General features: G+C 62.9%; 16 protein-coding genes and 1 pseudogene. 15 read left to right on the forward strand and 2 right to left on the reverse strand.

Annotation, left to right across the window (positions count from 1 at the left end; genetic code table 11):
• Positions 1-109: 109 nt before the first annotated feature.
• Positions 110-652 (reverse strand): GNAT family N-acetyltransferase, encoded by a 543-nt coding sequence (locus CCR95_RS11480; RefSeq protein ID WP_338115388.1) that lies wholly within the window; start codon positions 650-652, stop codon positions 110-112.
• Positions 649-939: a type II toxin-antitoxin system TacA family antitoxin gene (locus CCR95_RS11485; protein ID WP_201094429.1), complete on the reverse strand. Its 291-nt coding sequence runs from the start codon at positions 937-939 to the stop codon at positions 649-651. Before CCR95_RS11485 ends, CCR95_RS11480 begins: the two co-directional genes overlap by 4 nt.
• A 76-nt stretch (positions 940-1,015) precedes the next feature.
• Between CCR95_RS11485 and CCR95_RS11490 the strand changes: the two are divergent.
• The 15 genes and pseudogenes from CCR95_RS11490 to CCR95_RS11560 all read left to right on the forward strand — a co-directional run.
• A pseudogene (locus tag CCR95_RS11490) lies at positions 1,016-3,890 on the forward strand (DUF1156 domain-containing protein).
• A 47-nt stretch (positions 3,891-3,937) separates the two neighbouring features.
• Positions 3,938-4,222, forward strand: coding sequence for a hypothetical protein (locus tag CCR95_RS11495; protein ID WP_201094431.1), 285 nt, complete (start codon positions 3,938-3,940; stop codon positions 4,220-4,222).
• The gene (locus tag CCR95_RS11500; RefSeq protein WP_201094432.1) at positions 4,210-4,623 is read left to right on the forward strand and encodes a type II toxin-antitoxin system VapC family toxin; all 414 of its coding nucleotides are present in this window, start codon (positions 4,210-4,212) and stop codon (positions 4,621-4,623) included. The genes CCR95_RS11495 and CCR95_RS11500 overlap by 13 nt, the downstream gene beginning before the upstream one ends.
• Before the next feature lie 271 nt (positions 4,624-4,894).
• The gene (locus CCR95_RS11505; protein ID WP_201094433.1) at positions 4,895-5,179 is read left to right on the forward strand and encodes a type II toxin-antitoxin system TacA family antitoxin; all 285 of its coding nucleotides are present in this window, start codon (positions 4,895-4,897) and stop codon (positions 5,177-5,179) included.
• A complete protein-coding gene (locus CCR95_RS25280) occupies positions 5,176-5,694 on the forward strand; it encodes a GNAT family N-acetyltransferase (protein WP_201094434.1) in 519 nt (172 codons plus the stop codon). Before CCR95_RS11505 ends, CCR95_RS25280 begins: the two co-directional genes overlap by 4 nt.
• A gap of 61 nt (positions 5,695-5,755) precedes the next feature.
• Positions 5,756-5,989, forward strand: a complete 234-nt coding sequence (locus CCR95_RS11515) for a hypothetical protein (RefSeq protein WP_201094435.1) — start codon at positions 5,756-5,758, stop codon at positions 5,987-5,989.
• Positions 5,977-6,216 carry a PIN domain-containing protein gene (locus tag CCR95_RS11520; protein ID WP_201094436.1) on the forward strand — a complete coding sequence of 80 codons (240 nt, stop codon included), beginning with the start codon at positions 5,977-5,979 and terminating at the stop codon, positions 6,214-6,216. Before CCR95_RS11515 ends, CCR95_RS11520 begins: the two co-directional genes overlap by 13 nt.
• A gap of 25 nt (positions 6,217-6,241) precedes the next feature.
• Complete coding sequence (locus tag CCR95_RS11525; protein ID WP_242523195.1) at positions 6,242-6,787, forward strand: phospholipase D-like domain-containing protein; 546 nt, start codon at positions 6,242-6,244, stop codon at positions 6,785-6,787.
• Positions 6,788-7,029: 242 nt separating this feature from the next.
• Positions 7,030-7,185 (forward strand): hypothetical protein, encoded by a 156-nt coding sequence (locus CCR95_RS11530; protein ID WP_242523196.1) that lies wholly within the window; start codon positions 7,030-7,032, stop codon positions 7,183-7,185.
• Between the two features lie 192 nt (positions 7,186-7,377).
• A complete protein-coding gene (locus tag CCR95_RS11535) occupies positions 7,378-10,833 on the forward strand; it encodes an EAL domain-containing protein (protein WP_201094437.1) in 3,456 nt (1,151 codons plus the stop codon).
• A 133-nt stretch (positions 10,834-10,966) separates the two neighbouring features.
• Entirely contained in the window at positions 10,967-11,578 is a 612-nt protein-coding gene (locus CCR95_RS11540) for a Tll0287-like domain-containing protein (protein WP_201094440.1), read from the forward strand.
• 46 nt (positions 11,579-11,624) lie between these two features.
• Entirely contained in the window at positions 11,625-12,173 is a 549-nt protein-coding gene (locus CCR95_RS11545; RefSeq protein WP_201094442.1) for a hypothetical protein, read from the forward strand.
• A 10-nt stretch (positions 12,174-12,183) separates the two neighbouring features.
• Complete coding sequence (locus tag CCR95_RS11550) at positions 12,184-13,380, forward strand: protoporphyrinogen/coproporphyrinogen oxidase (protein WP_201094444.1); 1,197 nt, start codon at positions 12,184-12,186, stop codon at positions 13,378-13,380.
• Between the two features lie 163 nt (positions 13,381-13,543).
• Entirely contained in the window at positions 13,544-13,954 is a 411-nt protein-coding gene (locus tag CCR95_RS11555; protein ID WP_201094446.1) for a hypothetical protein, read from the forward strand.
• Between the two features lie 30 nt (positions 13,955-13,984).
• Positions 13,985-14,146, forward strand: a 162-nt coding sequence (locus tag CCR95_RS11560; protein WP_201094448.1) for an IS4/Tn5 family transposase DNA-binding protein, incomplete at its 3' end; no start/stop codon positions are given.

The raw sequence follows: 14,146 nt of genomic DNA on the forward strand, positions 1-14,146 counted from the left end.
CTTCGGGCAGCCAATCCTGCACCGACGGTGGAAGCAGAAAGTCGACATCACGCAGAATCGGACGGAAGTGGCTCATCGGCTCAGGCATCCCAGGGGTGATGCGCCTATTCTACCGGCGGCAGTGCCGTGCGGCACCGGGAAAGTCCGACAGGCTGCTAGGCGCGAGGCTGGCCCGCAGATCGGTCAGGGTGATCATGAGTGTCATTGGATCGAGCGGCGAGGGATCGAAGCCAAGTCGCGTGTAGAACGCTCGGGCGGTCTCGTCGAGGGCCTGCACCAGCACTCCGCGAATGCCGATGGCATCCGCCGCGTTGAGGATGCGCTGACCGGCGTCCTGCATCAGGGCGCGACCGAGGCCCCGTCCCTGGTAAGCACCATCGACCGCCAAGCGCGCGAGGATGACCACCGGAATGGGATCAGGCATGTTGCGCCGCATCCGCCCAGTCGCCAGCGTAGGAGCCACCGCACTCGACGCCAACGCGTAGTAGGCGATGACCCGCTCCCCGTCGCATACGACGAAGGTCCGCGCGGCACCGCTCGCCTGATTGCGCAGGGCACGCTGTTTGAGCCAGGTATCCAGCGCGGCCCGACCGCACACGAACGCACTCACCACATGCCGCTCGCTCAGTGGTTCCGGCGCGCCAAGGGTCACGGTTGTTCCCAGGGGGGCAGGGTCCGCATGGTTTTGCGCAGTCGTTCATTGGGTTGCGGCGGGGCGTCGAGCCGCTGTTGGAAGGCGGCAAAGGCATCGGCCCCAACGCGCAACAACGTCTGGTCGAGTAACACCTCCTCGGCGGCCCGACGCGAGGCATCGAGAATGAACTCGGTCCGGTTCTTCCCGCAGGCGCGGGCGGCACGGTCGATCAGGTCGCGTTCCTCCGGTTTGATCCGCAGGTTGAGCGTTTGGCGCTTGGTGGAGGCTTCATGGACGGTCGGCATGGGAATCGCTCCAGTTTTATCGGATACTAGCAGTGGCGTAACGCCATTGTCACCACGAATGCCCGGAGCTGCGGTCATGGCCATCACTCGCCCCCAACCCTTCGCCCTGCGCGATGCCACGGCGCTGATCGAGGCGGTCTTCCCGGCGCAGAAGGTCTCCTTCGAGGCGCAGCGCGAGCGCAAGGCCGGCGCGGGTCAGACGCTGACGGCGCTGGGTTCCTACTGGAAGGGTCGCAAGCCGTTGATCCTGGTGCGGGCGATCATCCTGGGGAGCCTGCTGCCGCGGACCGATGATCCCGAACAAGATCTGGAGATTTTCGAGCAACTGATGGCCTTCGATCTCGAAGGGCTGGCGCGGCGCGAGCCGAAGATCAGTGTCACCGAGCTGGCCCGACGCCTGACGCTCGCGGATCCCTGGCGCTACTTCGCCGCGTCTTACGAGGGCAAGGCGGTCGCGTCGGAAGATCTGGCCTGTCTGCGCTGTCCCTTTGAACCCGATGACTATCCTGGCCTCTCCATCCGCTGGCGGCGTGACCTCGATCAGGCCGACCGGCTGGACCTGCTGGCTCAGGCGCTGGCGACTTTTACCACCTACGAAGAACGCGCCGGTCTGTGCAAGCGTCCGGAGGAACTGGATCCGGCCGCCCTCTACGCCCCGATCTGGCCCGCCGTGAATGCCCATCTGGGCCGGTTCGGCATCGCGGCGCAGTCTCATCAGGAACTGGTCGAGCAACTCGGCATCCTGCGTTTCGGTCATCGTCCCAAGGTTGGCGACACCTTTTGCGGCGGCGGCTCCATTCCCTTCGAGGCGGCGCGGTTGGGCTGCGATGTCTACGCCTCGGATCTCAACCCCATCGCCTGCATGCTGACCTGGGGGGCGCTCAACATCATCGGTGCCGCGCCTGAGAAACGTTCTGAGATCGAGCAGGCGCAACGTGCGGTGGCCAAGAAGGTCGATCGCATCATTACGAGGCTTGGCATCGAGCACGACAGAGAGGGCAATCGGGCCAAAGCGTATCTTTATTGTCTGGAGACCCGCTGCCCGGAGACCGGTTGGATGGTGCCGATGGCGCCGAGTTGGGTGATTTCAAAGAATCGCAACGTGATTGCCCGGCTGCTTCCCGATCCAGCGAACAGGCGGTTCGATATACAGATCCTGACCGGCGTCCCGGCCGCCGACATGAAGACGGCCGAACAGGGGACGGTGCGCGATGGCAATCTGGTCTATGAGTTGGACGGCAAGACCTACCGCACACCGATCAAGACCCTGCGCGGGGATTATCGGGATGCCGACGGCAATACCGCGAACAAACTTCGCCGTTGGGAGAAAGAGGATTTCAAGCCGCGACCGGATGACATCTTTCAGGAGCGGCTGTATTGCATCCAGTGGATCGAGCGCGACACCCTAGAGACTCATCGCCCGACGACCTTCTTTGCCGCCGTGACCGAGGATGATATTGGCCGCGAGCGCAAGATTGAGAGCATCGTCGCCAAGCATCTAGCCCAATGGCAGGAGGTGGGGTTGGTGCCGGATATGGCGATCGAGCCGGGTGACAAAACCGATGAGCCGATTCGCACACGCGGGTGGATGTATTGGCATCAGTTGTTCCCCCCCAGGCATTTATTGACTCTCAGTGTTGTTCATGCTCAACAAACCGTGCCAAGCGAAACCTTTGATCTGGCCTTGATGCTGAATATCTCTTCACGCATGTGCAGGATCAATGCAACGGCGAGTCAAGGCGGCGCGGTGAAATACAATGATGTCTTTCAGAACCAAGCGCTTAACACTTATTACCGATCCGCCCTACGCCGACGCGGTCCACTATCACGAAATCACCGAATACTTCATCGCCTGGCTGCGCAAGAATCCGCCGCCGCCTTTCGATCAATGGGTCTGGGACTCGCGCCGCGACCTCGCCATCAAGGGCTCCGGCGACGACTTCCGACGCGGCATGGTCGACGCCTATCAAGCCATGACCGATCACATGCCCGATAACGGCATGCAGTGCGTCATGTTCACCCATCAGGACACCGGCGTCTGGTCCGACATGGCGGCCATCTTCTGGGCCGCTGGTCTGCAAGTGGTCGGCGCCTGGTACATCGCCACCGAGACGACATCCGAACTCAAGAAGGGCGGCTATGTGCAGGGCACGGTGATCCTGATGCTGCGCAAGCGCGCGGCCGGAGACCGCCCCGGCTTCAAACAGCGCCTCCTTCCGGAAGTTAAACGCGAGGTGGACAAACAAATCAAGCAGATGCTGCATCTGAACACCGAGACCGAGGCCCGCATGGGTACACCGGTTTTCAACGATTCGGATTTGCAGATGGCCGGCTACGCGGCGGCGCTTAAGGTGCTGACCGGGTATACCAGCATCGGCGGCGAGGACGTGACCGCCTTTGCCCTGCGCCCGCGCCGCAAGGGCGAAACCACCGTGGTCGACGAGATCGTCAAGCAGGCCGCCGAGACCGCCAACGAGTTGCTGGTTCCCGAGGGACTCGCCCGCGAGACCTGGGCGGCCCTCTCCGGCATCCAGCGCTTCTATCTGCGGATGCTGGACATGGAGACGACCGGCGCGTCCAAGCTCGACAATTACCAGAACTTCGCCAAGGCATTCCGGGTGGCCGACTATGCCGCCGTGACGGCGGACATCAAGCCCAACGCCGCGCGTCTCAAATCCGTCACCGAATTCAAGCCGCGCGATCTCACCGACCGCACCGAGATCGGCCCGACCCCGCTCGGGGCGCCGATCGTCGCGATTCAAGAATTCCTGGCCGAGCAGGAGCCTGGCGCGGTGATAGCGAACCTCCAAGACGCGGTGCCAGATTATCTGCACCGCCGTCCGCTGCTGACGGACATGGCCGACTTCATCGCCGCCAAGGCCCGCAAACCAGACATCCGCCGCGCCGCCGAGGCCATCGCCAACCGGATGCGCAATCAGCGGTTGCAATGATGCAAGCGGCGTCTTGTCTTCAACCTCATCTGAGTCCGGGAGGGAATATGCAACTTGATCTCAATGAAAGCATCACGACGGCCGAACTGGGGCGTCATCTCACGGTCGCGATCGAACAGGTCCGGCGCTCAGGTCGCCGCCTGACCATCACCAAGGGCCATCAGGCGGTTGCCGAACTAAGTCCGCCGACCAAAACGGGCTACCCCATCGCCCAACTCGGCGCATTGCTCGCCTCTTTGCCGAAGCTGAATGCGGATGCTCAGGCCATGTCAGACGATCTGGCGCGGATTCGTCAGACGAGCGAACTTCCGGACACCCCATGGGACTCGTGATCGATACCAATGTCTTGATCGATGCGCAAAACGGGCGTTTCGCGCTGGAGCGACTGACCGATTTCGCCGATTATGGCGAGGGCTATATTGCCGCCATCACGGTTTCCGAGCTTCTGGCCGGGGTGCATTTGGCCACCACGCCGGATCAGCGTATACAGCGATCCGCGTTTGTCGAGGGCCTGATCGCAAGCCTGCCGGCGCTTGATTTCACGGAGTCGACGGCCAGAGTCTATGCGGAGTTGTACGCCTATTTTCTGCGCCCACGGGGTCAGATGAAAGGACGGGCGCATGATTTTCAAATCGCCGCGACGGCGATTGCCCATGGGTTTGCGGTATTGACCAGCAACCTGGATGATTTCAAGGGGATCCCCGGACTACGGGTCGAGTGCCCATTGACCTGATCCGCACCCCGTCCCATCCCGCGTGGTCCAGGACTCTGGTGCCCATACTTCCGCGTCATGGGAGGAATGATGAGGATCGTCTCTATCGAACGGGTCGTTTCCGAGGCCGCTGCTGGTCGACATGACCGCGTTCATTGCCGCCAAGTCGCGCCGCCCCGAGACCCGCCGCATGACCGAGGCCATCGCAATCAGCGGTTGCAATGAAACAGGCCGCTTGAGATGTACACACAAGAGGCGCACAATCTGGGCTTTCCATGCCCCGGAGTCTGCCATGGGCCAGACCGTCACCAAAGACAGTCGTCTCCATATCCGCTGTGACGAGCGGACCCGACAGTTGCTCGACAAAGCGGCGGGTTATGCACACGCCAACCTGTCCGAATTCGTGCTTGCTCAAGCCGTCGCGGCGGCCGAGCGGCTCGTCCGGGAGCAGGAGTCGATCACCCTGCGAGGCGAGGATTTCCAGGCGTTTCTGGCCGCGCTCGATACCCCGGCCGAGCCCAATGCCGCGTTACGACGCGCGTTCGAGCGTCACGCCGAGCAGGTCGAGCGCGCGTGAGCTATGTCATCCGGCCGCTCGATGCGGCGGTCGAGACGGACGCCTTCAACTGCGGTCAGCCCCAGCTCGATACCTATGTGCGGCGCGATGCCTCGCAGGATGTGCGGCGTGGGGTCGCGCGGGTCTTTATCGCCACGCCTCGGGATGAGCGCCGGCGCCTGGCGGGCTTTTTCTCCCTAAGCGCGGGCAGCGTGAACGCTGAGGATCTGCCCCCGGACCTGGCGCGCAGGCTCCCCCGTTATCCGGTGCCCATCGCCTTGCTCGGGCGACTGGCGGTCGACCACGCATTTCAAGGCCGGGGGCTCGGCTCGATCCTCTTGTCCGACGCCTGCCAGAAGGTCATGCGGGCCAGTCGGGTGCTTGCCGTGGCTGCCGTCCTGGTCGACGCCAAGGACGACCCGGCGGCGGCATTTTACCGGCGCTTCGGATTTTCGCCTCTGCCGGGCCGACCAGACCGACTGCTGTTACCTGTCTCGGTCTTACGGAAACTCGTTCCAGCGCCGGACCACGCATGAGGATCACCGATGATGCAGGGGTTGCAGTTTAAGCCGCCCACCACCAACCCGGAAGACTCGCATGCGAGCCATCGAACTTGAAGCCACGGTCGAGCACCACACCATCCGTTTGCCGGAGACAATCCCGGACGGAACCCATCTTCGTGTTCTGTTGTTGATGGATGATCGACCCAGGCCCGCCAACGATGGCGGGGATCTGAAGGGTCTATTGGCGGGGTTGACGGAGGGCCTCACGGCCGAGGATCTGGACCGTTCTCGGGACTTCGGCCGGGGTGATCCAGAATGGGCTTCCTGATCGATACCAATATCCTGTCCGAAGTGCAAAAGGGCGACCGTGCCGATCCAGGTGTCCGCGCCTGGTACGATGCGGCAGACCAGCACGAACTCTATCTCTCGGTGTTGGTGCTCGGCGCGGTGCGCCAGGGCATCGATCGCCTGCGTCGCCGTGATCCCGTCCAGGCCGAGCGATTGGAGCAGCGACTAATGTGCGGGATGTCGAGCGCAGCGGCGTATCGCGACTGAATCCGTTCTCCGACGCCGCAACGCCTTGACCATTCGCCGTTTCTCTTCGCGCACCACGCCGCTGGACCGGGGCTTCCTCGCCGAACAGCTCCAGGGCGCACGCAGCTACCGGCGCATCGCCGGCTACTTCACCAGCTCGCTGTTCGAGATCGCTCATGAGTGGCTGGAGTCGATTCCCGACGTGCGCATCGTCTGCAACGTGGACTTGTCGCCCGAGGATCTGAAGGTCGCCCAACTCCGCGAGGCGCGGATGCTCGGGCGCTGGAACGAACGCTCCATCGAGGCCGAGTCACTGCTCAACCGCGAACGCTATCAGCGCCTGGATGCCTTTCTCGCCCAGCGTGGCCAGGTGATCCGGGTGGCGCCGGACAGCATCTGCGGTTTCCTGCATGGCAAGGCCGGCGTGATCGAGCGGGGCGACGGGCGCAAGCTCGGTTTCATCGGCTCCATGAACGAGACCCGCCGCCGGCGTAAGCCCATCGTCATCCTGGTCCCGGCGACGCTCTGCGAACAGTGGCAGACCGAGATGGATACCATTAATTCTACTTTGTTACCTTCAAAAAATCTTTAAGTGTTTAAATTTTATGATAATAAACAAAAATACACATAAACAATAGGGTTCTAGTGGCGCGTTGAGCGCCTATAATCACCCATAAACCGCCAACATCTATCTTCAATAGGGGCATAGTAAATGAAGATTTATTGCGCCTAATAAAAAATAACTTAAAATTCATTAATTTATGCGACAGTCAAAGTTAACAAAGTAGAATTAAGGACGACTGGATCGACGAGCTCGAGACCCTGGGCGAAAAGATGGACCAATACATCGAATCGCGCCGTCAGGCCACCGGCTTCGATTTACGCTACAACGACAGCATCAAGCCTAGCGAGGGCGCTTGGCGGGATTGTTCGGCCGTGCTCGCGCGGCGAGATCTCGACAATCTGATGCGCAAGGGGTGGGGAGGTTGATTGACACCAGTTCCGTCAGCATGGCCTCCCATGAAGCCATTTTTGGTTTCTGAGATGCCCCGGGGCCAGTCCGGAGCCAACCACGCGGTTTAGCGCCGGTGCCCGCCTTCGCATCGAATCTGCCCAGCGACTAGAATACCCCGATCCAATGCGCGCCAGTACAGGCGACTCCGGCAGTCTTCGTTGATCCACATGCCAACCCCTCCCTCGCTCGTCACCGCCCTGTCTCACAAGACCTTTGCCATGGCGCTCGCCGCCATCTGCATGAGCCTGATCGTGGTTGCCCTGTTCGAGCACCTGGAATTGCAGCAGGAGGTGGCCAGCCTTCGGGCAGAATCCCAGGCGAGGGAGCGGGACCGTTTGCGCCAGACGGTGCGCCAGGCGATCGCCTTCGCGCGTCACCAGCAGACCCGCGTCGCATCGGGGCAGGATGACGGAGACGCCCCGGACGATCCGCGCGCCGAGGCGCAGCGCGCAACCCTGGACTGGCTCGAACGTCTGCCCTTCGAGGACGGAGCCTATGTCTTCGCGGGACAATGGGACGGTCTGTCGCTGGCAGGACCGGCCAGGGGCAAAAACATGCTGGAGATGACCGACGAGAACGGCAAGCCGATCGTGCGCGCGCTGATCGAGCAGGCGCGCGCCGGCGGCGGCTTCGTCGAGTATGTTCTGCCGCCGTTTCACGGCCAGCGCTCGGCACCCAAAATAAGCTATGTCGAGGCGCTCGACGAGTGGGGCTGGTATGTCGGGGCCGGCGCCTATCTCGACGAGATCGAACAAGGTGTCAGCGCCATGCGTCAGTCCGCCCGCCAGCGTTTTCAGATGGAGATCCTTTCCATCGGCGGGCTGTTCGCGCTGATCGTCGCTTTCTTCTACCTCCTGATCCGCGGGCTAACCCACCGGGCGCGCACCAATATCGAGTCCTTCGTGGAATACTTCGAGCAGTCGGCCAATTCTCAACTGGAGATTGCGCCGCCGTCGATGGCTTTTAGCGAGTTCCAGACGATCGCCCGCGCCGCGACGACCATGATCGCGAAGCACCGACAGACCGAACGCGCCCTGCGATCGAGCGAACGGCGGTTTCGCAGCCTGATCGAGGTCAGCCAGTATTACATTCAGGAAATCGATACCGCCGGCGTTATTCAGTATGCCAATCCCGCCAGTCACGGACTGCTGGGTTACCGCCCAGAGGAATTGATCGGGCACAGCGTTGCCGATCTGCTACCCGAGGACGAACGGGCGGGTCTGCTGCGCGATCTCCAGTCGTTCGCGCTCCGCCAGCCCCCACCCGAGACCTACTACAACCGCAATCTGACCCGCGACGGGCGCCTGATCGACGTGCAGGTGGACTGGAACTACAAGCGCGACGAGCGCGGGCGGGTCGTCGGCTTCGTCAGCGTCGCCAAGGACATCACCGACTACCGCCGCGCCCGCCTGCTGCTCGACGGGCGTAACCGGGTGCTGGAGATGCTGGCGCGCGGCCGGCCCATGAACGATATGCTGGAGGCCATCGTCGCCTATCTCGAACAGCTCGCCCCGCATGCCATCTGCTCGATCCATCGGCTCGACCCCGAGGCCCAGACCCTGCATACGCTCGCGGCCCTGCGCTTGCCCGAGTCGTATACCCGCGCCGTCGAGGGCGTGCGGGTCGGGCTCGGCGTGGGCTCCTGCGGGACCGCAGCCTTCACCGGCCAGCGCGTGATCGTCGCGGACATCCTGGTGCATCCCGACTGGGACGACTATCGGGAGCTGATGCTCCAGACCCCGCTGCGTGCCTGCTGGTCGCAACCCATCCTGGACCACGCCGGGCAGGTGCTCGGAACCTTCGCCGTGTATGCCACCCAGACGATGGAGCCGACCGCGGCGGATCTTGAGCTGATCGAGTCCGCAACCGAACTGGCGGCGATCGTCATCGAACACGAACAGGCGGAAGCCGCGACCCGTAAGGCGGAGGAACAGTCGCGGCTGCTGCTGGAATCCAGCACCGAGGGGATCTTCGGTCTGGATCTCGCGGGCCGGATCACCTTCATCAATCCGGCCGCCGCCAGTCTGGTCGGATTCGAGTCCGACGAGTTGATCGGCGGTATCGTTCACGACCTGATTCATCACTCCCGTCCCGATGGCACGCCGCTACCGAGCGAGGACTGCGCCATGCTGGCCGCCGCGCGCGAAGGCGGCAGTCAGCACGTCGCTCATGAAGTCCTCTGGCGCAAGGACGGCAGTTGTTTTCCGGCCGAGTACTGGGCGACTCCGCTGCGGCGCGACCAGCGGATTGAAGGGGCCGTGGTGACTTTCCACGACATCAGCGCCCGGCGGCGCGCCGAGGCGGAGATCCGGCATCTCGCCTTTCACGATGCACTGACCGGCCTGCCCAACCGCCTGCTGTTCAAGGAAGAGCTGCAACAGGCGCTCACCGCGCTGCGGCGCGAGCGCAAGCGCTTCGCCCTGCACCTGCTGGATCTGGACCACTTCAAGGATGTCAACGACAGTCTCGGTCATCCAGTCGGCGACGAGCTGCTGCGCGCCGTGGCCGATCGGCTCACCGCGATCACCCGCGGCACCGACCTGCTAGCCCGCCTCGGCGGCGACGAGTTCGCCCTGCTGCAGGGCGACATTCAGGAGATTGCCGACGCAGCCATCCTGGCCGGCAAGATCGTCGAGAATCTCGGCCAGGACTTCCACCTGAACGGTGTCCGAATCGCGATCAACACCAGCATTGGGATCGTGATCGCGAATCAACAGAGCCGCGACGTAGACGAACTCATCGCCCAGGCGGACGTGGCGCTCTACAAGGCCAAGGAGGCCGGACGCGGCACCCATGCCTTTTTCGAGGACTCCATGACCCTGCAACTGAAGCAGGAAATGGACATCGCCCGCGAACTCTCCCAGGCCATCAAACACGACGAGTTGCTGATCCACTATCAACCGCAGTTCGATCTCGGCGATGGCGCTCTGGTGGGCATGGAGGCGCTGGTGCGCTGGCGTCACCCCAGCCGCGGTCTGCTGTATCCCGGCGATTTCATCGCGGTCGCCGAAAAGCGCGGACTGATTCGGGGTCTTTCGGACTGGGTGCTGACCGAGGTCTGCCGGCAAAGCCGCCGGTGGGCCGAACAGCATCTCGACTTCGGGCGGATCGCTGTCAATCTGTGTGCACAGCAGGTTGGCGATCTCGCCTTTGGCGACCGCATTCTGGAGATTCTGTGCGACACCGGTGCGCTCCCCCGGCACCTGGAACTCGAATTCACCGAAACCGTGCTGATCGAGGCCACCGAGCAGACCCAGTTGGACATCGTGCGTCTGTCCGAACTGGGGGTTCGTTTCGCCATCGACGACTTCGGCACCGGTTTTTCCTCACTTCAGTACCTGCGGAAATTCCGCACCGACAAGATCAAGATCGACCGCGAATTCGTCAAGGACGTCATCCTGGACGCGGGCGATGCCGAAATCGTCAAGGCCACCATCGCGCTTGGCACCGCGCTGGGCCTGATCACCGTCGCCGAAGGGGTGGAAACCGAGGAGCAAGCGGACTTTCTCCGACGCCATGGCTGCCGACAGGCGCAGGGTTATCTCTATGCCCGCCCGCTTCCGGCCAGCGAAATCGAACGACACTGGCTGCAATCGTCGGTGTGCGCGGCGGCGATTGCCTGAGGTCTCCGATCGGCGGAGCCGGGGAACTCTCGGGATGCGATCCATCAAAGGCAACGGGGCCCGAACCCGTCACACTGTCCGGGCATCCCACTCAACCTTTCAACCGATCCATCAACAGAAGAGATTGACCCCGATGAAAACACTTGTCCGTCTGGCCGCCGCTTCCGCCTTCCTGACCGTCGGCCTGGCCATCGCCGAAACGCCCGCGCCGAGCGTCGCCGCAACGCCTGCCGCAAAGGTGCCGGTCAATCCCAATGTCGAGGAAGCCAAGGGTATCGTCAAGGCGTTCGCCACCCAATTGCAGGGCGAACTCAAGGCCGCCATCGAGGAAGGTGGCCCGGTCAAGGCCATCGGCGTCTGCAAGGAGCGCGCGCCGGCCATCGCCGCCGAACTGAGCGACAAGACCGGCTGGCAGGTCAAGCGCACCAGTCTCAAGACCCGCAACGCCGAACTCGATACCCCGGATGCCTGGGAACAACAAGTGCTGACCGCGTTCGAGCAGCGCAAGGCGGCGGGCGAGGATGTGCAGACCATGGCCAAGGCCGAGGTGGTCGAGACCGAGACCGGCAAGGCGTTCCGTTTCATGAAGGCCATCCCGACCGGCGAGGTCTGTCTGGCCTGCCACGGTAGCGAGATCAACCCGAAGGTAGCCGCGGCGCTCGACGAGCATTATCCTAACGATCAGGCGCGCGGCTATCGGCAGGGCGACATTCGCGGCGCCTTCAGCCTGATCAAACCACTCTGATCGCAAACCGCCCCGGACCCCGGCCGGGGTCCGGAGGTGACATCCCATGGCCGACGTTCAGTTCGATCTCAGCTTTGACGGCACGCTCCTGCCCGATGCGGACCCGAGCGCCGTGCGCCGGCAGTTGGGCGCGCTCTTCAAGCTCGACGAAGCGGGCGTCGCCCGGCTCTTCACGGGCAAGCCGGTGTTCGTCAGACATGCGGTCGATGTCGCCACGGCAGCCAAGTTCGAGCGGGTTTTCGCCCAGGCCGGAGCGGTTTTAAGCATTACTCCCTGCGAGGATGCCGGCGGTCGGGACGCGGCTTCGGAGCAGGGCGACGCCGACCCGAACGAGGCCGTCACGGTGCGCGCCGAGGCGTCGCTCGCGCCCAGCGCGCCATCCGGTCTCGCGCTCGCGCCCCAGGACGGCTTTCTCGAACCGACTGGCCCGGTTAAGATGCCGGACCTCGATACAAGTTATCTGAGCCTCGTCTCCAGTCCCGACTGGAGCCTTGAGGACTGCGAACCGACCGTCGCGCCCGCCCCGGCGGCGGATATCAGCCATCTGTCGCTGGCGGCCATCGACACCCCCGACCCCAGGGACAACACGGATTGACGCCAACTCAATGAGCACAGACTTCGACCACATCGTGATTGGCGCCGGCATCAGCGGACTCGGCGCCGCCCATTTCTCCGCCCGCCGGGGCCTTTCCACGCTGGTTCTCGAATCCAGCGACCGGATCGGCGGCTGTCTCAACAGCCAGCATTTCGAGGCGCTCGGCGGTTTCTGGACCGAGGCTGGCGGACACACCTGCTTCAACAGCTACGGCAACCTGCTGTCGATTCTGGACGATCTCGGTCTGACCGATCGGGTACAACCCAAGGTCAAGGTCGGCTATTCGCTCTGGAAGGACGGCAAGCGGCGCTCCATTACGTCCGCGCTGCACTTCCTGGAGGCCGCCCGCTCCATCCCGCGTATCTTCCGGGAGCCAAAGGCCGGGCGCGGCGTCGCCGATTATTATGGAACCGTGCTCGGACAGCGGAACTACCGTGATCTGCTGCGCCACGCCTTCCAGGCCGTCATCTGCCAGCCCGCCGACGACTATCCGGCCGAGGTGCTGTTTCGCCGAAAACCGCGCCGCAAGGAGGTCATCAAGGCGTTCACCTTCGCCGAAGGGCTTTCGACCATCCCGGACGCCATCGCCGCCCAGTCGTCCATCGCGGTCCGCACCGGGCAGCGAATCACGGCCATCGAGCCGGATGGCGAGGGTTTTCGGGTACTCATCGAGCATGCCGACGCGATCCGTTGCGCCGCCCTGACCCTGGCGGTTCCGCCCGACGCCGCCACCGCCCTGATGCCCAAGGAGTTCGAGACAGCGCGCGCGACCATCGCCGGGATCGGCGTGGCCGAGATCGAAACCCTGGTCCTAATCTTCCGCAACAGTGATTTGGATCTCAAGCCACTGGCGGGGCTGATCGCTGTGGACGACGCCTTCTATTCGGCGGTCTCGCGTGACTTTCTGCCAGACGCGAACTATCGCGGCTTTGCCTTCCACTTCCGTCCGGGCGTTTTATGTCAGGAGGCCCAGGTCGCTCGTGCCTGCGCCGTGCTCGGCGTCCAGCCGGAGCGCATCGCCGCCCAGTCGCTGGTTTACAACCGTCTCCCGGCCCTGCGTCACGGCCACACGGAACTGGTACAGCGACTCGACGCGGCGCTATCCGGCAAACGGTTTGGCGTCACCGGAAACTGGTTTTTCGGGGTCTCGGTCGAGGACGCGCTGACCCGTAGCCGCGCCGAGTCGGATCGTCTGTTCGGCGCTTAAGCGGCGGTGCCGCCAGCGGTGGTGAGCGGTCGGGCGGTACGGTCGCCTCGTTTAGCCAGAAAGGCGGGGCGTGGTTCTGTCTAGCACGATAAACGCAGAATCTGTCTAGCACCATAATTACGGATTCTGTCTAACTCACTGTTGGGCGCAGAGAGGCATGCCTATGGAAAAGTGGGTCACATTCTACGAACAGTCGTTCTCTAACCGACGAGCCGCGGAGGTTTTCGTTGAAGAACTGGAAGGCATAGACGATCCAACTATGCCGCGGCATCGAGCCAAGATTATGATGCACCAGGCTCAACGGCTGATTTCTCTTGCTGATGACATCATCCAGGTCCGTGAAGGGAGAGAGTCTCTGCAACTGTTGTTTGTGCTCATCTGCGCCGAGAATATCTCCAAGCTATTTCACAATTTCAATGGCGAAGGCCAATCCAGAGCATACATCCGCAGGTTTTTTTCAGAGTTTATTGCCGAAACAGACCGCGAGAAATTGGAAAGCAGCTTCTTCACCCACAACGCGACTCCGCTTAACCTCATCCCATTACACACAACTCCCCGTGTGCGGGTAAAATAGGTTTGAGCATTCACGTTCATTGGGGATCGCATGGGCTGGGCAGAAGACGAATTTTGCGGGATCGATCTGGGCGACGCGCGCCGCGATCGGCGGGTGGTTCAATTGGTGGAGCGTCTGGCCGAGCGACCCACGGCGAGCATTCCGGGCGCGTGTCATGGTTGGGCGGAGACCCAGGCGGCGTCTCGCTTTCTG

Source organism: Thiocystis minor, from assembly GCF_016653465.1.
GTDB lineage: Bacteria > Pseudomonadota > Gammaproteobacteria > Chromatiales > Chromatiaceae > Chromatium > Chromatium minus.

Coding starts and splice junctions, on each gene's coding strand:
- CCR95_RS11485 (WP_201094429.1), bottom strand. CDS start 939: ATGCCGACCGTCCATGAAGCCTCCACCAAGCGCCAAACGCTCAACCTG.
- CCR95_RS11495 (WP_201094431.1), top strand. CDS start 3,938: ATGCAACTTGATCTCAATGAAAGCATCACGACGGCCGAACTGGGGCGT.
- CCR95_RS11500 (WP_201094432.1), top strand. CDS start 4,210: ATGGGACTCGTGATCGATACCAATGTCTTGATCGATGCGCAAAACGGG.
- CCR95_RS11505 (WP_201094433.1), top strand. CDS start 4,895: ATGGGCCAGACCGTCACCAAAGACAGTCGTCTCCATATCCGCTGTGAC.
- CCR95_RS11515 (WP_201094435.1), top strand. CDS start 5,756: ATGCGAGCCATCGAACTTGAAGCCACGGTCGAGCACCACACCATCCGT.
- CCR95_RS11520 (WP_201094436.1), top strand. CDS start 5,977: ATGGGCTTCCTGATCGATACCAATATCCTGTCCGAAGTGCAAAAGGGC.
- CCR95_RS11530 (WP_242523196.1), top strand. CDS start 7,030: ATGGACCAATACATCGAATCGCGCCGTCAGGCCACCGGCTTCGATTTA.
- CCR95_RS11535 (WP_201094437.1), top strand. CDS start 7,378: ATGCCAACCCCTCCCTCGCTCGTCACCGCCCTGTCTCACAAGACCTTT.
- CCR95_RS11540 (WP_201094440.1), top strand. CDS start 10,967: ATGAAAACACTTGTCCGTCTGGCCGCCGCTTCCGCCTTCCTGACCGTC.
- CCR95_RS11545 (WP_201094442.1), top strand. CDS start 11,625: ATGGCCGACGTTCAGTTCGATCTCAGCTTTGACGGCACGCTCCTGCCC.
- CCR95_RS11550 (WP_201094444.1), top strand. CDS start 12,184: ATGAGCACAGACTTCGACCACATCGTGATTGGCGCCGGCATCAGCGGA.
- CCR95_RS11555 (WP_201094446.1), top strand. CDS start 13,544: ATGGAAAAGTGGGTCACATTCTACGAACAGTCGTTCTCTAACCGACGA.